19 protein-coding genes are annotated in these 19,198 nt (G+C 69.1%); 10 read left to right on the top strand and 9 right to left on the bottom strand.

Features of this window, described 5'->3' with window-relative positions:
* Positions 1-63: 63 nt before the first annotated feature.
* Positions 64-1,065 (top strand): AraC family transcriptional regulator, encoded by a 1,002-nt coding sequence (locus VFH59_RS16990; RefSeq protein ID WP_325166101.1) that lies wholly within the window; start codon positions 64-66, stop codon positions 1,063-1,065.
* 27 nt (positions 1,066-1,092) lie between these two features.
* On the opposite strand, the gene VFH59_RS16985 is transcribed toward VFH59_RS16990, so the two are convergent.
* A complete protein-coding gene (locus VFH59_RS16985; RefSeq protein ID WP_325166100.1) occupies positions 1,093-1,320 on the bottom strand; it encodes a 4-oxalocrotonate tautomerase family protein in 228 nt (75 codons plus the stop codon).
* Between the two features lie 275 nt (positions 1,321-1,595).
* Here VFH59_RS16985 and VFH59_RS16980 point away from each other — a divergent pair, with 275 nt between their 5' ends.
* Entirely contained in the window at positions 1,596-2,120 is a 525-nt protein-coding gene (locus VFH59_RS16980) for a flavodoxin family protein (RefSeq protein WP_325166099.1), read from the top strand.
* A gap of 41 nt (positions 2,121-2,161) precedes the next feature.
* Here the strand turns inward: VFH59_RS16980 and VFH59_RS16975 are convergent, their stop codons facing one another.
* The 3 genes from VFH59_RS16975 to VFH59_RS16965 all read right to left on the bottom strand — a co-directional run bounded on the left by VFH59_RS16975 (position 2,162) and on the right by VFH59_RS16965 (position 4,236).
* Positions 2,162-2,713, bottom strand: coding sequence for a YdeI/OmpD-associated family protein (locus tag VFH59_RS16975; protein WP_325166098.1), 552 nt, complete (start codon positions 2,711-2,713; stop codon positions 2,162-2,164).
* A gap of 80 nt (positions 2,714-2,793) precedes the next feature.
* Positions 2,794-3,351, bottom strand: coding sequence for a DUF3228 family protein (locus VFH59_RS16970; protein WP_325166097.1), 558 nt, complete (start codon positions 3,349-3,351; stop codon positions 2,794-2,796).
* A gap of 66 nt (positions 3,352-3,417) precedes the next feature.
* Complete coding sequence (locus VFH59_RS16965) at positions 3,418-4,236, bottom strand: class I SAM-dependent methyltransferase (protein ID WP_325166096.1); 819 nt, start codon at positions 4,234-4,236, stop codon at positions 3,418-3,420.
* Between the two features lie 229 nt (positions 4,237-4,465).
* Here VFH59_RS16965 and VFH59_RS16960 point away from each other — a divergent pair, with 229 nt between their 5' ends.
* Positions 4,466-5,665, top strand: a complete 1,200-nt coding sequence (locus VFH59_RS16960) for an HD-GYP domain-containing protein (protein WP_325166095.1) — start codon at positions 4,466-4,468, stop codon at positions 5,663-5,665.
* Between the two features lie 92 nt (positions 5,666-5,757).
* Here the strand turns inward: VFH59_RS16960 and VFH59_RS16955 are convergent, their stop codons facing one another.
* Complete coding sequence (locus VFH59_RS16955) at positions 5,758-6,426, bottom strand: glutathione S-transferase family protein (RefSeq protein WP_325166094.1); 669 nt, start codon at positions 6,424-6,426, stop codon at positions 5,758-5,760.
* Between the two features lie 200 nt (positions 6,427-6,626).
* On the opposite strand from VFH59_RS16955, the gene VFH59_RS16950 reads away from it, so the two are divergent.
* Positions 6,627-7,382: a M90 family metallopeptidase gene (locus VFH59_RS16950; RefSeq protein ID WP_325166093.1), complete on the top strand. Its 756-nt coding sequence runs from the start codon at positions 6,627-6,629 to the stop codon at positions 7,380-7,382.
* Positions 7,383-7,553: 171 nt separating this feature from the next.
* Entirely contained in the window at positions 7,554-7,736 is a 183-nt protein-coding gene (locus tag VFH59_RS16945; RefSeq protein ID WP_325166092.1) for a hypothetical protein, read from the top strand.
* A gap of 52 nt (positions 7,737-7,788) precedes the next feature.
* Here VFH59_RS16945 and VFH59_RS16940 read toward each other — a convergent pair whose 3' ends face one another.
* Complete coding sequence (locus VFH59_RS16940) at positions 7,789-9,756, bottom strand: alpha/beta hydrolase family protein (protein ID WP_325166091.1); 1,968 nt, start codon at positions 9,754-9,756, stop codon at positions 7,789-7,791.
* Between the two features lie 214 nt (positions 9,757-9,970).
* On the opposite strand from VFH59_RS16940, the gene VFH59_RS16935 reads away from it, so the two are divergent.
* Positions 9,971-11,863 (top strand): GGDEF domain-containing protein, encoded by a 1,893-nt coding sequence (locus VFH59_RS16935; protein WP_325166090.1) that lies wholly within the window; start codon positions 9,971-9,973, stop codon positions 11,861-11,863.
* Positions 11,864-11,924: 61 nt separating this feature from the next.
* On the opposite strand, the gene VFH59_RS16930 is transcribed toward VFH59_RS16935, so the two are convergent.
* The gene (locus VFH59_RS16930; protein WP_325166089.1) at positions 11,925-12,461 is read right to left on the bottom strand and encodes a hemerythrin domain-containing protein; all 537 of its coding nucleotides are present in this window, start codon (positions 12,459-12,461) and stop codon (positions 11,925-11,927) included.
* Positions 12,462-12,741: 280 nt separating this feature from the next.
* Here VFH59_RS16930 and VFH59_RS16925 point away from each other — a divergent pair, with 280 nt between their 5' ends.
* Positions 12,742-14,271 (top strand): BCCT family transporter, encoded by a 1,530-nt coding sequence (locus VFH59_RS16925; protein ID WP_325166088.1) that lies wholly within the window; start codon positions 12,742-12,744, stop codon positions 14,269-14,271.
* A gap of 61 nt (positions 14,272-14,332) precedes the next feature.
* A complete protein-coding gene (locus tag VFH59_RS16920) occupies positions 14,333-15,031 on the top strand; it encodes a DUF4396 domain-containing protein (RefSeq protein ID WP_325166087.1) in 699 nt (232 codons plus the stop codon).
* A 224-nt stretch (positions 15,032-15,255) separates the two neighbouring features.
* Here the strand turns inward: VFH59_RS16920 and VFH59_RS16915 are convergent, their stop codons facing one another.
* The gene (locus tag VFH59_RS16915) at positions 15,256-15,780 is read right to left on the bottom strand and encodes a DUF4142 domain-containing protein (RefSeq protein WP_325166086.1); all 525 of its coding nucleotides are present in this window, start codon (positions 15,778-15,780) and stop codon (positions 15,256-15,258) included.
* A gap of 283 nt (positions 15,781-16,063) precedes the next feature.
* Here VFH59_RS16915 and VFH59_RS16910 point away from each other — a divergent pair, with 283 nt between their 5' ends.
* Both VFH59_RS16910 and VFH59_RS16905 read left to right on the top strand, forming a co-directional pair.
* Positions 16,064-16,504 carry a DUF2231 domain-containing protein gene (locus VFH59_RS16910; RefSeq protein WP_325166085.1) on the top strand — a complete coding sequence of 147 codons (441 nt, stop codon included), beginning with the start codon at positions 16,064-16,066 and terminating at the stop codon, positions 16,502-16,504.
* Positions 16,501-17,814 carry a sorbosone dehydrogenase family protein gene (locus VFH59_RS16905; protein ID WP_325166084.1) on the top strand — a complete coding sequence of 438 codons (1,314 nt, stop codon included), beginning with the start codon at positions 16,501-16,503 and terminating at the stop codon, positions 17,812-17,814. Before VFH59_RS16910 ends, VFH59_RS16905 begins: the two co-directional genes overlap by 4 nt.
* Before the next feature lie 375 nt (positions 17,815-18,189).
* Here VFH59_RS16905 and VFH59_RS16900 read toward each other — a convergent pair whose 3' ends face one another.
* Positions 18,190-19,113 (bottom strand): hypothetical protein, encoded by a 924-nt coding sequence (locus VFH59_RS16900; protein ID WP_325166083.1) that lies wholly within the window; start codon positions 19,111-19,113, stop codon positions 18,190-18,192.
* Positions 19,114-19,198 lie beyond the last annotated feature (85 nt).

The raw sequence follows: 19,198 nt of genomic DNA, 5'->3' as shown, positions 1-19,198 counted from the left end.
GCCTCACGCAAGCGTCGGCGGACCGGCGCATACTGGCGCTTATGTTCGAGCGGTCATGGCGTCGTGGACCCGCTGTCCTTCGTCCTGCAATCGATCCGCCTCGACGGCGCGGTGTTCCTCAATGCCGAGTTCACCGCGCCGTGGTGCGTCGAGGCCAGCTTCGGGATGCCCGAGCCCGAAGTGCGCCGCACCGGTGCCGACCACGTGGTTTTCTTCCACTGCCTGACGGAGGGCCGGTGCCTGGCGAGCCTGGCCGGCTCGCAGGACGCGCTCGCGCTGCAGGCGGGCGACCTGATCTTCTTCCCGCACGACCACCGGCACCGGCTCGGCAGCAGCATGCGTGTGCCGTCGATCGACACCGACGGCCTTCCCAGGCACACGCCCCCGGGCGAGCTGATCGAGCTGCGCCACGGCGGTGGCGGCGAAGCGACCCGCTTCGTATGCGGCTATCTGGCATGCAACCGCCAGGTCAGCCGCGGACTGCTGTCCGCCTTGCCGCAGATGTTCCGCGTGTCGTTGCGCGACGTGCCGGGCAGCGCCTGGCTGTTCGACATGCTGCTGCTCGGCGTGCGGGAATCGGCCGCCCACCGGCCGGGCGCGGCGTCGATCCTCACCAAGCTGTCAGAGCTGCTGTTCGCCGAGGCGCTGCGCCACTACGCCGACGGACAACCGGCTGGCCAGGGCGGCTGGCTCGCTGGGCTGCGCGATCCCCTGGTCGGGCACGCACTCGCCCTGCTGCACCAGCAGCCCGCGCACCCGTGGACCGTCGATGCGCTGGCGCGGGCGGTCGCCTCGTCGCGTTCGGCACTGGGAGAACGCTTCGTGCGCCTCACCGGCGAGCCGCCGATGCAGTACCTGGCGGGCCTGCGGCTTGCGCTGGCCGCGCAGGCGCTGCGCGCCGGCCAGGAGACGGTCGCCCGCGTCGCCGAGCACAACGGCTACGCCTCGGAGGCGGCCTTCACGCGCGCCTTCAAGCGCCGCTACGGCGTGGCGCCCTCGCGCTGGCGCCGGCAGGGCGAGGAGGACGCGACCGCGCCCTCCCCGCTGCTGGCCGACCGTGCCTGACGCGATGGCCGGCCGTCCTTGCGCCTTTCAGGCCACCTTGCGCCCGCCGCTCATCGCGAACACGTCGCTGGCGAACAGCGGCTTGCCGCCGATGGCCCACTGGCCCTGCGGCACTTCCTCGACGACCACCCAGGTGACCCCGCGCATGTTCTCGCCTTCCACGCTGACCATGGCGTCGGTGAGGCGGGTGACGATTTCCTGCTTCTGGTGGGCATCGAAAACACCCTGGATGAGTTTCACGTTGATCATCGGCATGGCCGCTTCCTCGTTTCGTTGGGGGGAAAAGCAACAGGTCCTGTTGCACGGCCAGTGTGGCCAGGCCAGCCCACCGCCTGAATGACCCGGGCACCGGCGGACTTGGCCGGAACGCCGGGGTCCGTGGTTCTCCCGCACGCCGGCGACCCGGCAGTCGCCGCGCGTCGCACGGGGTTGACCTGCATCAACCATGCCGCCTTACGCCGGCCCAGCATGGGACGTGGAGCCGGGGCGCCGCACCCTGCCCACACCTCGCCGACCGGAGGGCACACGCCATGCCACCCACCAACCCATCGCTCGTCGCCTACTACAGCCGCAGCGGCACCACCGCGCGCGTCGGCCATGCGCTCGCCCTTCGACTGGGGGCGGACGAACTGGCGATCGAAGACCTGCGTGGCGACGTGTCCGTCTGGCGCGCTGCGCTGGACCGCCTGCTGGGCACCCTGCCGCCCGTTGCCGAACCCACCGTGGCGCTGGACCGCTACGGCCTCGTCGTGCTCGGAACGCCGGTCTGGGGTGGTCGCGCCGCCTCGCCGGTGCGCCGGTTCCTGCACGACCACGGGGCCGCCCTCGCACAGGTCGCCTTCTTCTGCACCATGGGCGGAAGCGGCGCCGACAGCGCCTTCGCCGACATGCAGCAACGGCTCGGCAAGGCACCGCGCGCCACCTGCGCGATCGACGCCAAGGCCCTGGAGGGCGATCGCTACCTGGACACGCTCGACACGTTCGCGGCCAGGCTCGCCGACGGCGCGCAGGCCCCGTTGCATACCGTCCCGAACGGTGCGGTGCTGCATCCCTGAGTGCCGCGAGCCGGGTGACGCATCCCCGGCCGTGCGGTCGCCTACGCCTGGTCCGTGTCGGGCGCCGCGAACGCCTTGCTGTAGTGCCCGGAAGGATCGAAGCAGCAGACCCGGCGCTTGCCCGAGGCGAGCATGTCGCAGGCATCGACCACCCGCTTGGCGCGGGTGGCCGGCTGCTTCGCGGAGGTGATCCAGTGGATCCAGTCCACGCGCGCGAGGGTGGTCGTGCGCTCCCAGGTGGCCCGCGCCTCGGGCGCGCCCTCGAGCGCCTGGCGCAGGTCCGACGGAAGCTCCGGCTCCGGCTCCCGGGCCACCGGCGCGATCTCGAGCACGACCGTCCCGCCGACGTCGGCGCCCGCGGCTTCGCGCAACGCCGCATCCACCCTGAGCCAGTGACTGAGTCGGCCATCGGGCTCGAGCGTGGCGCGGAACGTCTGTCCGTTGAGCCTGCCCTCCACGCTGGTCCGGCCCCGCCGCGGCAACCGCGCGCTGACCTCCGCGGGCAGCACCACGAAGGTCCACGACGCGTCGCGCGGCTGTGCCGGGCGCAGCAGCCTGGCCTCGAAACGGGAAGCGTGCGTCTTCTTGTCCATCTCGACTGTCCTCAGGCAACCAAAGGGGCTACGGCATCGGGGCCCGTGCGCAAGCGCGTTTCCGGGCGCCGATTGAATCCCTACCCTCGCCAGTTGGCGTGCGTGCGCCAGAACTCGACGCTGCGGCGATAGGCCTCCCGATCCAGCGGCACGCCCGAGCCGCCCTCTTCCACGCCCAGCGCATTGCGCATCATCGTGATGGGCGCCATCGGCGTCTCTTCCGGCTCGGCGGTGTACATGCAGCCCACCACGCCCCAGTCGGCCTCGATGCGGGTGCCCTCCTTCGCCAGCTGTTCGCGGCTGTAGAGGATCGGGACCAGGTAACCGGCCACCGGCGGATCCAGCCCCTCGAACCAGCGCACCAGCACCGGCAACTCCTCCCGCGTGCGCGCCTCGTAGTCCGAGCGCAGGAGATGCCGGTTCGCGTCGGTGATCGGCACCGCCAGGCAGCGCGTCGAGGTCCAGTTGCGATGCACGTGCAGCTTGCAGAACGGGGCGTAGCCGTCGAGCACCTTCAGCGGCGGCACCTCGTTGAGATGGCGCTCGAAGGCCTCGGGCGTGCAGTCCTGGATGGTGTTGCGGCGCCGCTCGCGTGGGAACAGCCGGGGAAGGGCGAAATCGGTGAGGACGATGGACATGCGGGACTGGTCGTGGCGGGGGAGCCGGCATTATCGCGTCGTCCGCCGGCCGGCGGCCGCCCGCGCTCAACCAGCCACCCGCACGACCACCGCCTGGATCCGGCCCTCCACCGGGCCGGCGCCGAACCGCGCGGCGATGGCATCGGCGGCCGCCGTGGTCGCCGCTTCCAGCCCCGCCGGGTCGCGCGCCTCGATCTCGCCGCGCAGCGGCGTGCCCTGGCAGTAGGCCAGCGCGGCGGTCGCCGGCGTATCCGCGCGGCTGACCTTGGTGACCGTCTCGAATGCCGGCGCCGCGGCGAAGCCGGCGAGCGCCAGGTCACGGGCGATCGCTGTGCGGGAGAAGTAGCCGTGGGGCAGGCGCGCGAGGAAGCGCGGCGGGTCATCGGGGAACAGCGCGCCGACCGCGCCGGTCACCAGGTGGGCGAAATCGTTGGTCTCGATGCGGTCCCATACGTTGAACAGCACCGTGCCACCGGGGCGTAGCACCCGGCGCATCTCGGCAAAGGCAGCGGCCTTGTCCGGAAAGAACATCACGCCGAACTGGCACACCACGGCGTCGAACGAGGCAGCGGCGAAGGGTAGCGCCATGGCATCGGCCTGGCGCCACGCTACCGCCCCGACGGCTCCCTGCGCCTGGGCCACCGCCAGCATCGACTCGTTCAGGTCGGTGGCCATCAGCCGCATGCCGGGCGCCGACCGCGCCGCCAGTGCGCGCGTCAGCACGCCCGTGCCCGCCGCCAGCTCCAGCACGCGCTGGACCGGCTGCGCCATCAGCCGCGTGGCCAGGTCCGCCGCGTAGGGCGCGAAGATCAACGGCACCAGGTGCCGCTGGTAGAACGCCGCCACGGCGTCGCCGAAGCCGAGGTCGTTTGCGGGCGCCTGCATGGTGCCGCCCAGTCGCCAGGGGAGGCGATTGTCGCGCCACGGTCGTGACGGTCCGATCGCTTTCCGTTGCTGCCTTCTGCGTCACGCATCGGACCCTCAAGTCCGCCCACGGCCGGCCGATATCCGCCCTGTCATCCCGCGTCGCCCATCCTCTCGTCCCCGCGGACGATGCTGGCCCCGGGGCGGCGCCCGAACCCCGCCCGGTCAGCGGTAGAGAGCACGACAGGACATGAAGTCGCCACTGAAGAAGATCCCCGCCACCCGGGCCACGCTGGGCATGTACGTACGCCGGATCGAGGGCAAGTGGCTGGATCATCCGTTCTGGCGCGGTTCCTTCCGGGTGGCCGATGCCGAGACACTGAAGCTGCTGCGCGCGCTCCGCGAGCACGAGATCTGGATCGACACGCACAAGGGCACGGACGAGGCGCCGCCGGCACCGCCGCCGGCACTCCCGGACGACAGCCCGCCCGCTCCCCCATGCGAGCCGGCGGCGCCACGTACGGCGTTCGGCGACGACGTCGTGCGGGCCGAAGCGATCCGCGACCGTGCCAAGCTCGCCGCCAGGGCGTTGTTCGAAGACGCCCGCCTGGGTCGCGCGCTACGGACGGAAAACCTCGCCGGCGTGGTCGACGAGCTGGACCAGGCCATCGCACGCAACCCGTCGGCCATGCTCAGCGTCGTCCGGCTGAAGAACAAGGACGACTACACCTACCTGCACTCGGTCGCGGTCGCCGCGTTGATGATGGCGCTGGGCCGGCGGCTCGGCTTCGAGGGCGCCGCCCTGACCGAGCTGGGGGTCGCCGGCCTCCTGCACGACATCGGCAAGGTCGGCGTGCCGGATGCGACGCTGAACAAGCCGGGCCGACTGGAGCCGCTCGAGCTGGCTTCGGTGCGCCAGCATCCCGAGCTCGGCTGGGACATCCTGCGTCGCGAGTCCGCGGCCGGTCCGGTGGCACTGGAGGTGTGCCTGCATCACCACGAGAAGACTGACGGCAGCGGCTATCCACACCGGCTCGGTGGCGAGGCGATCAGCCGCGTGGCGCGCATGGGCGCGATCTGCGACGTGTACGACGCGATCACCTCGGACCGTCCCTACAAGCGCGGCTGGGAGCCGGCCGAGGCCATCCGCCGGATGGCCGAGTGGCAGGAGGGTCACTTCGACCGGCAGATCTTCCACGCCTTCGTGCGGCTGATCGGCATCTATCCGGCCGGCACCCTGGTGCGACTGGCTTCCGATCGCATCGCCATGGTGCTCGAGCAAAGTGCGGGCAGCTCGCTCACGCCAACGGTGCGGCTGGTCTGCAGTGCGCCGGATGGCGAGCCGCTGGAACCCGCCGTGGTCGAGCTGGAGCACGGCGAGGACCGGATCGTCGCCATCGAGGAGCCCGGCCGCTGGGGCGTGGAGACGGCACAGTTGCTGCGCGCGTGAGGCGCGGGGCGCGCCTCGTCGAGGTCGAGCGACGAACGGATGCGATGGCCGGCATCGCCGCCGCCCGCGCCCTCAAGGCAACACCCGGAACATCAGGCCCCTGCGCCGCCGGCGGCCGCCCGCTGGCCGGCAGCCACCGCCGCCTGCGCGGCGTAGGCGCGCCGGTAGGCCGGCCGCGCTTCGCCGCGGGCGACATAGGCGGCCAGGTTCGGGAATTCGTCCAGCACCCCCGACGGCCGCAGCCTGAGCAGCACCGACACCATCATCAGGTCGCCTGCGCTGAACGCGCCGTCGAGCCAGTCGGCCTCGCCCAGACGCGTGGAAAGCTGACCGACCCGGGTGCGGATGCGCTCCAGCACCAGCGGCAGGCGTTCCGCCGCCCATGGCTTGTCGCCCTCGAGGATCTTCGCGGTGACCAGCTCCAGGATCGGCGGCTCGACCGTGTTGAGTGCCGCGAACATCCACGCGATCGCCCGCGCCCGGGCGGGGTCCGCGTCCGGCAACAGGCCCGCATGGCGCTCGGCGATATGCAAGACGATCGCGCCGGTCTCGAACAGGGCGAGCCCGTCTTCCTCGTAGGTGGGAATCTGCCCGAACGGGTGCAGCGCCAGGTGCGCAGGCTGCTTCATCGCCTGGAACGACACCAGGCGTACCGCGTAGGGCTGCCCCGCCTCCTCCAGCGCCCAGCGGACGCGGGTGTCGCGTGCCAGCCCCTTGCCCCCGTCGGGCGAACGTTCGAAGGCGGTGATGGTGATGGTCATCCTGGAACTCCTCGTCGGTCGGGATCACGGAAGGCTGGCGCAAGCGGAGACTGCCATCTCCACGACGATCCGGCCGCGCGCGGATCGACACCGCGACCGGTGCCGTCGCGGACGGACCGGCGGCGTGGCTTTCCTCCGCTTGTAAAAAGCACATACCGCCCTGATTGCTTGCGACGCCCGGACTTCTTCCCGCAGGGGCCATGCTCGACAAGATCCGCAACTGGCGCGTACGCCGCATCGTCGCCCGGCATCCCATCGCCGACTCCCTTTGGCAGGACGCGCTGCGCCGGTGCGCCCCCGCGCGCCGGATGGGCGCATCGGACCAGGCGGCGCTGCGCGTGCTGGCCACGCTGTTCCTTCAGGGCAAGTCGATCGAGCCGGTCCAGGGACTGGCACTGGACGACGCCGACCGCGTCCTGCTCGCGGCCCACGCGTGCGTCCCGATCCTGAAACTGGGCCTGGACTGGTACGACGGCTGGCACAGCGTGATCGTCTATCCGGATGCCTTCATCCCGCGGCGCACGCGCACGGACGCGGCGGGCGTGGTGCACCAGACCCGCGACGTGATGGCCGGCGAGGCATGGGGGCGCGGGCCGGTGATCCTGTCGTGGGCGGACGTGCTGGATGCCGGAAACCGGCCGGGCCGCAACGTGGTCGTCCACGAAATGGCGCACAAGCTCGACCTGCTCAACGGCAGTGCCAATGGCTTCCCGCCGTTGCACCGGCGGATGGATCGCCGCGCCTGGACGGAGGTCTTTTCCGGCGCATGGAACCGGCTGCGCGACGACCATCGCGACGGGCTGTCCCTGCCGATCGACCCGTACGGACTGGAAAGCGAGGCCGAGTTCTTCGCGGTGGCCAGCGAACAATTCTTCGAGGCCCCGGCCACCCTGCGCCAGCACCTGCCGGAGGTCTACCGGCAGCTGGCGCAGTTCTACCGGCAGCATCCCTACTGATGCCGCGCCTGTCCTGGCGCGAGCACCCGCCGGGCCTCGCCGGCTTCGGCGAATAACCCCCGGCTAACGGCGGCAGGCGCATGGTGTCGGGGCAACCAGCCCTCGCGTCGATGTCCGGGCGCGCGATGCCTTCCCGCCATCGCCGCACCCGTGCGGCCCAGGAGCCGTACCGTGTCGCACAAGCAACCCGCCACCTCGCTGTCCGACATCCACAGCATCTACCAGGGCAACCGCCCCGCCCCATCCGCGGACAAGGCTCCGACTTACAAGCGGGTTCCCTTTTCACCGCGCGACGAAGGCCATCCGGGCAGCACGCCCGAGCGCCAGCCGGTCAAGGGCAAGCCCCGCCGCTAGGGGAGCAATGACGAGTGGCGGGGCGGCCTTCGCTGGCCACCCGCCTGCCCTGCTAATGGGAACCGCCCCCCGGGCCGATGCTCGCCTCGATGAACTCCATCATCCGGGTGTACAGCTCGGTGATGTTGTCCTCGTCGTAGAAGCCGTGCATCTCGTCGGGCTTCTCCAGCCAGACATGGGCGACGTTCCGCTCGAGCAACGCCTTGTGCAGGCTGAGGCCCTGGATCGGCGGAACGCGTTCGTCCTTGTCGCCGACCACCAGCATCACGTGGGCCTGGAGGGCGTCGAGCTGGTTGACCGGCGAGCGCCTGGCCAGCTCGGCCATGTCGTCACCCACCTGGCGCGCGAGGAAGTTCCTGCCGGCGGTCGACTCGTGCGTGTCGCCATCGCGGTACATGCGGGGCAGGTCGTAGATGCCGACGTAGCCGATGGCGCACTTGTACAGCCCGGGCTCCTTGACCGCCCCCTCGAGCGCGGCATACCCGCCATAGCTGGCGCCATAGATGCACAGGCGCCGCGGATCGGCGATCCCCTTCCCGATCGCCCAGCGGGTCGCGTCGGTGACGTCGTCCTGCATGCGGCCACCCCACTCGCGCCAGCCGGCCTGCTCGAAGGCGTAGCCGTAGCCGCCGGAACCGCGGAAGTTGACCTGCACCACGGCGTAGCCGTGCGTGGCCAGCGCCTGCACGTCGGCGTCGTAGTCCCAGCGGTCGCGCACGAAGAAGGGACCGCCATGCACCACCACCACGGTCGGCAGATGCCTGTCGTGCTCATGGCCGGGCGGATAGCTCACGTAGCCCTGGAGCTTCAGGCCGTCACGCGCGGTGAACTCGAACGGCTGCTTGGTCGCCATCGACAGGGGGGCGATCCACGACGCCCTGCGCAGCAGTGGTGTCAAGGTGTCGGCGCGGGCGTCGAACAGGTAGAACGTGCCCGGATCGGCGTCGGCCTCCACCAGCACCACGCTCAGGCGACCGTCGCGGGTGCCGGAGACGAAACGCACGCTCTCCCCCGGAAACTGTTTCATCAGCGCCACCAGCGCCTGCGCCGCAGGCGAGTGCATGTCGAATGGCGCGATGGCGGCGCGACCATCCATGTAAGCCACGCCGATGATGTCGCCCTCCGCCAGACCTTGCAGTAGCCCGTCCGCCTCGACGTCCGGGTTGCTCCAGACCTGCTCCAGCCCCGGCTTGGCCTCGGTCCAGCGGCAGATGCCGAAGCCCGTGGGGGTACCGGGACAGGTGAAGTAGGCCGCGCTGTCATCGCGGTCGAACGCGATCGGTATCGAGCGCCCGGAGCGCAATGCCGGCATGGCCTTCCAGCCACTGCCGTCGAGCGGATGCTGGAAGACCCGCGCCTCGCCATGTTCGTCCTCGCCCCAGGCGAAGCGGATGCGTCCGCGGTGGTCGGCCAGGAAACGGGCTCCGCGCATCGGCGCGTCGAGCAGCTTGATCAATGCGCCTGTGCGCACGTCCATGCGGTAGGCGGTCGCCACCCTCTCGTCTTCGCTGCCGGCATCCCACAGGCCGACCGAGACCAGTGCGTGGTTCGGGTCGCCGGGGATCGCCGCGATGAATTCGGCCGTGCCGCGCGTACTGGTCACCCGCGGAACCAGCGAGCCGGTGTCCATGCCGCGCTTGCGAGCGCCGAACAGCATCTGCGCGCCGGTCCCGTCCGCGTTGACCCCGTACAGTTCACCCGAGGGCAGCGGCGCGTCGTAGCCGCCGACGCGCATGCCTACCGTGTACACCACGCGGGAGGGCGACACCCACCAGAAACCGGTGACGGCATCCCCCTCGCGCGGGCGTACCAGCTGGCCCTTCATGTCCGCGAGCCGCACCAGCGCCAGCACGGTGTGGCCCTTGACCACCGCCGTGGCGGCGACGTAGCTGCCGTCGGGCGAGATCTTCACCGCGTCGTACTGCATGTGCCGCGCGAGATCGGCAAGGGACACCGGTCGCGCCTGCAGTGCCATGACGCACAGCAACCCCATCGCGCCTATCCATCGACGTGCATTCACCGTGAGGTCCTCCCCGCGCCGACGCCGCCCGCGGCCGGGCCGCGGCTCCCGAACGACTGTAGCGCGGCGCCGCCAGGCGCGGCGAGTGCATCGGCCGCCATGCCGGACAGGTCCGCCGTCGCCAGGCCGCCCGGCGCCGCCCGCGGCTATAGATTTGCCGGCGCCTGCCGATAGGTAGATCGCCTCACCTCCAGGAGGCGCCCGCGAGCCGCCCATGCCTTCCCTACGCGCACTGATGTTTTTGACGCTGGCGCTGGCCACCTCGGCCGCACCGTGCGCCACCCGGCCGGCGGCAACGGGCACGACGGCGAGCGCGCCACAACAGCCCGCGGCGCTCGAAGCGATCGCCGCGGTACGCACCGACGCCAACCGGGACACCGTTCCCGACCGCCGGCACCAGTGGGTCCATGTCCGCGGCACGGTGAACATCCCCTCCGGAGCCTTGCGCAGCCAGGGGCTCTACGTCTTCGTGCAGGACGCGACCGGTGGCATCGCGCTGTACAACCGGAGTTCCACGGTGCCGCTGAGCGAAGGCGACATCGTCGAGGCATGGGGCCGGGTCGAGCTCTATCGCGGCGCGCCCCAGCTGGAGGATGCCCGCATCCAGGTGGTCGCACGCGGCCCCTCGGCGGCCCCACTTGCGATCGGCGCCTCCCTCGCCAGCGATCCGGCGTACCAGGGTCGCCTGGTGCGGACCCAGGGCCGGGTCGACACGCTGTCGCTGGACAACTTCGGCCTCATGCACCTCACCGGCGACGACGGCGCGCGCCTGACCCTGTTCATTCCCGAGCCGGTGGTCAGCCGCTTCGACTGGAAGCACTTCCCGCAGGGTACGCGCGTGCGTGCGACCGGCGTCATGTCGATCCACAAGCCGCGCTGGCCCTACAACGAGGGCTACCAGCTGATCGTCTACCGCCCGGCCGACCTCCAGGTGCTGCAGCCGCCGCCTCCCGCCTGGCATCGCTGGTTGCTGGGCGCCATCGCCGCCGGCGGCGGCGTGTTCGGCCTCGGCCTGCTGGGCCTGTACGTGATGCGCGAGCGCCAGCGGGCGCGCCGGAACGAGCTGCAGACCCTTTCGGCGCTGTCCGCGGCGCTGGCGACCGCCGACCTGGGCGAACAGCAGCTGGCCCGACGCACCTGCGAGATCCTCACCACCTACCGCATCACCGAGGCGGCGATCGCGCAGATCTACGACGCCGAGGGCTGCCTGCGCCAGGTCGCCGTGGCGACTGCCGACCCTTCGCTGGAACCGGCGCTGCACGATGCCGGTCCGCTGTGCCCGCCCGACCCCGGCGGCGAAACCCACGGTCGCCAGATCGAAGCCCGGGTCGCCGCCACCGGGCTGGGCCTGATGGCGATCTATCCGCTGCCCGCCTCCGCCGGCACCATCGGGTTCCTGATCGCCCTGTCGCCGCGCCGCCGGCAGCCGAGCCGGATGCAGGAGCGCACGTTGCTGGCGGCGGTGAAGCTGCTGGCCATGGCGCTGGAGAAGGCCCGCATCCAGAGCCGTGCGCGGGAGGAACAGCGGGAGCTCCAGCAGCTGGTGATCACCGACGAGCTCACCCAGCTGTGCAACCGGCGCTTCCTGGAGGAATACCTGAGCGTGCAGATCCCGCTCGCCCTGCGGCGCGGGCGGGGCCTGTCGTTCGTCGCGCTGGACATCGACCACTTCAAGCACGTCAACGACACCTACGGCCATGCGGTGGGCGACCGCGTGATTGCCGGGGTGGCCGACCTGATGCGTGCGGCCAGCCGCAGCGCGGACCTGCCCGTGCGCCTGGGCGGCGAGGAATTCCTCTTCGTGGTGGCCGAGGGCGACGTCGATGGCGCGATGGCCTTCGCCGAGCGCCTGCGCCAGGCCATCGCCGGGCACCGCTTCGCGCTGGAAGGCATCGAAGACGGGCTGCGCGTGACCGTCTCCATCGGCGTGGCGGTGTTCGGGCTGCACGGGGAGGACGCCGACACCCTGCTGCGGGCCGCCGACGAGGCGCTCTACCGCTCCAAGCGTGGCGGCAGGGACCGGGTGGCGCTGTCGGACCGGCTGGCGGGCATGCGCGACCTGGCCTCGCCCGGGGTGGACCCGGGCGGGGTCACGCCGGCGCCCTGAGCGCAGGGCCGCGCTTCCCGCATCGCCCCCGGTTCCGACGGGAGCTGTAGGAGCGCGATCCTCAGGGAGTCGCACCCGGACCCTGGCTGCCAGCCCGGCGCACGTAGGCTTCCGGATCCTTGTCGCGGGCACGGACGCCGGTGCGATGAGCGGCCTCGAACGCAGCGAACCGCACGGCCAGGTCGTGACGCGTCTGCAGGGGCGCGTGCCGACGGAAGTCCGCCAGCGACTCGCGCTCCTCCTCGCCCATGTGGGTGCTGTTGGCCTTGCGTGCCGCCGCCACCGCCTGGTACCAGGCATCGGTGCCGACCTCGTGACGGACCACCTGCGCGACCGCGTCGCGGATGTCGTTGTGGTCCTTGATCGCGTCGAGCGTCTCGCCTACGGCATCGGCCTTGCTGCCCGCCCCCTGGCCCCGGCGCAGCAGGCTGGGATAGAAATGCTTTTCCTCCGCCTCGGCGTGCACTTCGAGGAAGTCGGCCAGCTGGTCCCAGAGTGCACCCAGCGTGGCCTGGTCGCTGCGGTCGATCTCATCCAGCATGGCGAACAGCCGACGCTGTTCGTGGTGGTCGTCGAGAATCAACTGGGTGACGTCCATGGGTGCTCCTGTCGCGCGGCCGCCGGTGCCGCCGACGAGCCGAAAGTGATCGCACACTGTGGCCCGTCCGCCCTCAACCCGGCGTCAAGTCACCCGGGGCTCCATCGGCTGGAGCGCCGGCGCGCGGAACAGGCCACGGCCGACCTTCGCGTGCCGTGGATGACACGGCGGGGCGCCGTTCACGCCACGATCCTCGGCAAGCGGCTATTCCGGACCCCTGGCAGCGACCGGCTCGTGCGGTCGCGTGACGACGACCGCCTTGCCCGGCACGGAGTGCATCATGGTTTTCGCAATCGCCCTCGCCATGCTGGCGCTGCTCGTGCTGGTCGGCAGCGTGGCTCCCGAGCGGCTCTCGGCGTCCATGCACGCGACGCTCAACGGCACGATCACCTACGGCGGCTGGTTCTACCTGCTGGTCGTGTTCTTCATGGTGGCGTTCCTGGTGTACCTGTTCTTCAGCCGCTTCGCGCGGCTGCGCATCGGCGGCGAGGATGCGCAACCCGAGTTCTCGGCCCCGACCTGGTTCGCGATGCTGTTCTCGGCCGGCATGGGTATCGGGCTGGTGTTCTGGGGCGCCGCCGAGCCCATCTCGCACCTGGCCACGCCGCCGGAAGGCATCGCGCCGATGAGCGCCGCAGCTGCGCGCGCATCGCTGCGCTACTCGTTCTTCCACTGGGGCCTGCATCCGTGGGCGATCTACGCGGTGCTCGGCCTGGCGCTGGCCTGGTTCAAGTTCAACCGCGGAGCACGCGGGCTGATCAGCGAACTGCTGCGTCCCCTCTGCGGCCGCATCGTCGACGGCTGGCTGGGCCGGGCGGTGGACATCCTGGCGATCCTGGCCACGGCCATCGGCGTGGCGACCTCGCTTGGCTTCGGCGCGCTGCAGATCGGCGCCGGGCTCAACCACGTGTTCGGCGTGCCGCAGACGGCGGCCACGCGGCTGGGCATCATCGCCGTCGCCCTGGTGCTCTACCTGCTGTCCTCCACCACCGGCCTGCATCGCGGCATCAAGTGGCTGTCCAACCTCAACATGGCGCTGGCGCTCGCGCTGCTGCTGGCGTTCCTGGCGTTCGGCCCGACCGGCTTCATCTTCGACGCCTTCACCAGCACGCTCGGGCAGTACCTCAACAACCTGCCGGCGATGAGCCTGCGCATGACGCCGTTCGCCCGCGGCACCTGGGTGGCCGACTGGACGATCTTCTACTGGGCCTGGTGGATCAGCTGGGCGCCGTTCGTGGGTGCCTTCATCGCGCGCGTCTCGCTGGGGCGCACCCTGCGCGAGTTCATCGCCGGCGTGCTGGCGGTTCCGGCGCTGCTGAGCTTCGTGTGGTTCGCCGCGCTCGGCGGCACCGCGCTGCACATCCAGCTGGCCGGCTCCGCCGACCTGGTGGCCGCCTACGCCCACGGTGCGGAGCAGGTGCTCTTCCAGGTACTCGACGTGCTGCCGTGGGCGAACCTGATGGCCGTGCTGGCCACCGCGCTGCTGCTCAGTTTCTTCGTTACCTCGGCCGATTCGGCCACGCTGGTGCTGGCCATGATGTCCTCGCACGGGGAGCTGGACCCGCCGGCCTGGAAGAAGGTGGTCTGGGGCGTCGCGCAGGCGGCGGTCGCGGCGATCCTGCTGCTCGCGGGCGGGCTCGATGGCCTGCGCTCGATGGCGATCATCAGCGCCCTGCCCTTCGCCCTGGTGCTGGTGGCCGTGTGCTTCTCGCTACTGCGCGTGCTGCGCGAGGAGGAGGACCGCGTGGAGCACGAGGAACTGGCGTTCCGCCACGCGCTGCGCCGCTGGATGGAAAAAGACGACCGCTGACCCGCGACCTCGGCATGGCCGCGTTCACTGTTTGACCATCGTCGATGCGTAGGCTGGATGGATGTTTCCCGGCTGGCTTCACCAGTGTGCGCTCGCCATGCTCGTGCTCGGCGGCGCCTGCGCGATCGGCATCGGCATCGCCGTGATGCGTCGTCCCGAGCGGATGGCCATCATGAACGTGGTATGGCCGGTCTGCGCCCTCTTCGGCAGCGTGCTGGTGGTGCTGGCGTACTGGCAACTGGCCACGCCCGCCGATGCGAAGGCATCGCGCGGCAAGCCTCCGTTTCCGGCCGTGGTCGCCAAGGGTGCCCTGCATTGCGGCAGCGGCTGCACGTTGGGCGACCTGGCCGCCGAATGGCTGGCGTTCGCCGCCCCGGTGACCGCCACCTGGTTCGGCTGGCACTGGCTGTTCGCCGAGAAGACCTTCGCCGTGTGGGTGCTGGACTTCCTCTTCGCCTTCCTGCTCGGCATCGTGTTCCAGTACTTCGCCATCGTGCCGATGCGCGGGCTCTCCTTCCGCGAGGGCGTGGTGGCCGCGCTCAAGGCCGACACCCTGTCGCTCGCCGCATGGCAGGTCGGCATGTACGGCGGCATGGCGTTGCTGCAGTTCGGGCTGTTCCGGCACGCCTACGGCCATATCGCCGCCGTCGATACGCCGGAGTTCTGGTTCGCCATGCAACTGGCCATGCTCGCCGGCTTCGCCACGGCGTATCCGGTGAACTGGTGGTTGATCCGCAGTGGCCTGAAGGAAGCGATGTAGGCATTGCGTGGACGCGCGGCTGGTTCGGCACGCCCAGCTCTCGGGACACGTGCCGATGCCAGGGCCGAATGAAAGAGCCCGGCCCCGGGCGCCGCGCGCGCCCGGGCATCCAGTGACCTGCATCCGGCCGGGCTGCCTGCGCGGAGCCGCCGCATGGCTGGGGACTCGCGCAGGGTTCCAGGCAGGCCAGCCCGCGGGACCGCGGCCTGATCGGCCGCGCCCCTTTATTTCGTGAGCTGTTCGACCAGCTGCAGATGCGTCTTCAGCTTGGGCAGGGTCTCCTGCGCGAACTGCCGGGTCGGCTGGTCCTTGAGCTCTTTGCCGGCCATCGAGAACAGCTTGATGTCCTTGCGGTGGTCGGTCAGGTTCATCTGGATCCACTGCTTGTCGAAAGCCTTCCCGCTCTTGCCCTGCAGCTTCTGCACCTTCTGCTGGTCCTCGGGCATGAGCTCGGCCGGCAGGCTGACGCCCTCGCTCTGGGCGATCTGCTGCAGCTGCTGGTTGGCCTGCGTGTGGTCGTCCATCAGCCGCTGGGCCACCTGCTTGAGCTGCGCGTCGTTGGACTGCCTGAGGGCGAGCTGGCAGATCTGCACCTCGGCCATGCCGTCGGAAGCGACCTTCTTCATGAAGGCGGTCTTGTCGGTTGCTTCGTGCTGCATGGTCGATGAGCTGTGGCCGGCAAAGGCCGGGGTCGCGGCGGCGAGCAGCAGCGCGCTGCTGGCCGCCATCGTGGCGCGTCGAAGGTTCATGGCATGGCTCCGTCGGGGGTCATCGCGGAAATTCCCCGCGCAGCCTGCGCGGCCGGGGCGCAAGCCGGCGTGACCGAACAGTCAACCGGGATGCACGGGCGCGCCGCCTTATCCGTTATCCGGCGGCATTCCGAACGCCGCCGCCGAGAGCAGCCGCGCCCCTCCCACGCGCTCTCGACGCCACGGTGCGTAACTTGCCCCGACAGCAGACGCCAGCGTCGCGCGCGACCCGGCCCGCGAGGCCTGCCGTCTGCACCCACTTCGATTCCCGGAGATAACAGTCATGAGCTACCGTGCTCCACCGCATCGCTCGCTCTTGGCGGACGCGGTCTACGACCTGCTCGACCCGATTCCGTACGGGTGCTTCGTCGCCACGCTGATCTTCGACATCCTCTACGCCAGTACCGCCGCGATCCTGTGGGCCCACGCCGCGGCCTGGCTGGTCACCATCGGCCTGCTGTTCGCGATCGTTCCGCGGCTGATCAACCTGGTGCAGGTCTGGATCACCGGCCGGCGATGGGTGCTGGGTGCGGGCCGGCTGGATTTCTGGCTCAACCTCGTGGCCATCGTGCTGGCCATCGCCAACGCGTTCGTCCATTCGCGCGATGCCTATGGGGTGGTGCCCGCGAACGTCTGGCTCTCCGCCTTCACGGTTCTGCTGCTGGCCATCGCCCGCGTGGTCATGACGACGGCCGCCCACCGCGCCGGGGAGGTCCGCCCATGAACAGGCTCATCGCGGCAGGCTTCGCGCTGGCCTGTGCAACCCTCCTCGGCGGATGCGGCAACAAGGCTTCCTATTCCCCCGCCGAGCAGTCGGGCGGCAACCCGCCGCTTCCCGCGCCGCGGGATTTCATGCTGCCTCCCATGAAGGTCCCCAACGGCGTCGGCTGGAAACCGGGCCAGACACCCAAGGTCGCCGCCGGCCTGGCCATCGAGAAGATCGCCAGCGGCCTCAAGCACCCGCGCCAGCTCTACACGCTCCCCAACGGCGACGTGCTCGTGGTGGAAGCCAACAGCCCGGGCACGGAGGAACTGAGCACGCCCAAGCAACTGATCGCCGGCAAGATCAAGAACGGCTCGGGCAAGGGCGGCAAGGGCGGCAACCGGATCACGCTGCTGCGCCCGACGGGCGGCAAGGGCGAGTGGGAAAAGCACGTCTTCATCGAACACCTGTACTCGCCCTTCGGCGTGCAGCTGATCGGCGACACCCTCTACGTGGCCAACACCGACGGCATCGTGAGCTTCCCCTACACCACCGGGGAAACCCACATCGACGCGCCGGCCAAGCCGTTCACCGACCTGCCCGACACCATCAACCATCACTGGACCAAGGCCCTGCTGGCGAGCCCGGACGGGCGCAAGCTTTACGTCGGCGTCGGCTCCAACAGCAACATCACCGAGAACGGCCTGGCGGTCGAATACCGCCGCGCCGACATCCTCGAGGTCGACGTGGCGACCGGCGCCAGCCGCATCTACGCCTCGGGCCTGCGCAACCCGACCGGCCTGCAGTGGGAGCCGCAGACCGGCAAGCTCTGGGCGATCGTCAACGAGCGCGACGAAATCGGCGCGGACCTGGTGCCCGACTACCTCACGTCCGTGCGGGACGGAGGCTTCTACGGCTGGCCCTACAGCTACTGGGGCCAGCACGTGGACAGGCGGGTGCAGCCGCAGCGCCCGGACCTGGTGGCCAAGGCGATCAAGCCCGACTACGCCATCGGCTCGCACGTCGCCCCGCTGGGCCTGCTGATGTCGCAGGACAACGCCCTGCCCCCGCCGTACCACGGCGGCGCCTTCATCAGCGAACACGGCAGCTGGGACCGCAAGCCGCTGAGCGGCTACCGCGTCACCTTCGTCGCGTTCCGGCAGGGCCATCCTGTCGGCAAGCCCCAGCCGATCGTGACCGGTTTCCATTCGCCGGACGAGTCGCAGCTGTACGGCGCACCGGTCGGGCTGACACAGGCGAAAGACGGCGCATTGCTGATTGCGGACGACGTGGGCAATGCGGTGTGGCGGGTGACCGGCGCGGGGCGCTGAGCGACTCGAGGAGCGGCTCACTTCATGCAGACAAGAGCTTCAACCGCCCCTTTAACACCAACAGATCAGCTTCATGACCAAGGCAACGCCAGCCGTGCCACTTACCGCAAAACAAGCTATTGACACCTTCGAAGCTAGCCGGTTTCCCGCCCGAGCGGGAAACTCTCTGCAAGCCCTAAATATCGCAACTGACGCCCCTGTAATGGCGACAAAAAAACCAACGACAAGAAAGACAGCAAGCCACGACATTCCGTGAGCCGCCAAGACAATTTTCAACACGACGATGGAAAGAATGAATATCACAACCGATCGCGCAGCGTTCATTCAATAGTCTCACATAAGGAAAGACAAGCTTTCAAATAAACGCACCGGTAATTAGCGAGGCCAAGCGACACACTTGGGAAGCTCGTCATTGATGTTAGAGCAGGCCATAACCCACCCCGAGCCTCGCGTACTAGGCACCTTGACCAATATGTTCATGCGCTGCAAATGCGCTACCTGATCGAGGCCCGCCATTTGTCCCGCCGGCGTGCCAGGGAAGACATAATTCATTGTGCCGCCACCCGACACTTCCAAGGGAGTTTCTGGTATAGGGTTGCCAACCGCATCACGCGCCGACCCTGGAACGTACACGAACTGCTGAGAAGAAAAATCATACTGTATGATACAGGTGCTTCCGTCCGGAAAGTGCAGCCTATTTTTCATCACGATAGGAACCTTTACAAACGGGACGGCATTCAAGGCAAACACAACGGTCCCTGCGGCTGCCCGAATTGCATTAGTGAAGGCCAAGAAGGGCTTTTTGGAAAAGCTCGTCTGTTGATCTATCGCCATCTTGCGATACACAGGGGTCTCGACCATGTCAAAGGCATTCATCTTTCCAGCGGTGCTTTCCGATCGATAAGCGAGCGAGAAATAAGCTGCCGTTTCCCGCAGATCTATGTCTGCGGATGCGTGCGCGGATACGTAAACGCTGCTGTTGTTTATCCAGTACAGGTCCAAAGTTGCTGCAAATAGCTTACTTTCGCCGGAGACCAGCGGAACTATTTGAGCACTATAACCTAAAGCAGCGGAGTGAAAGGTCGAAACTCTCGGTGCCTCGCCAGCAACACGGTAATGGGTCATTCGCTGCCCGTAAAAATCAAAAAAATAGTGGTCACCATCCCCCAGGTCCAGCGCCTCCTGATGAAGCTTCGCGAGCGTACAGCCATTGCACACGGAGGAGGTATTACTCGCCCATGACGGTTGAGAAAAAAACAGAGCAACAATTGCCGACCAAACAATCGTCTTTTCCTTCATGACTCATCCTTCTTGAGTTTTGGGAAAATATCCGACTCAGACACGAAGGACATACTGCGAAGGTTTTTAAGTCGACTCAAGAGAT

This window comes from Frateuria sp., assembly GCF_035695185.1.
Lineage (GTDB): Bacteria > Pseudomonadota > Gammaproteobacteria > Xanthomonadales > Rhodanobacteraceae > Frateuria_A.
This window is presented reverse-complemented; position numbering and strand designations above follow the sequence as displayed.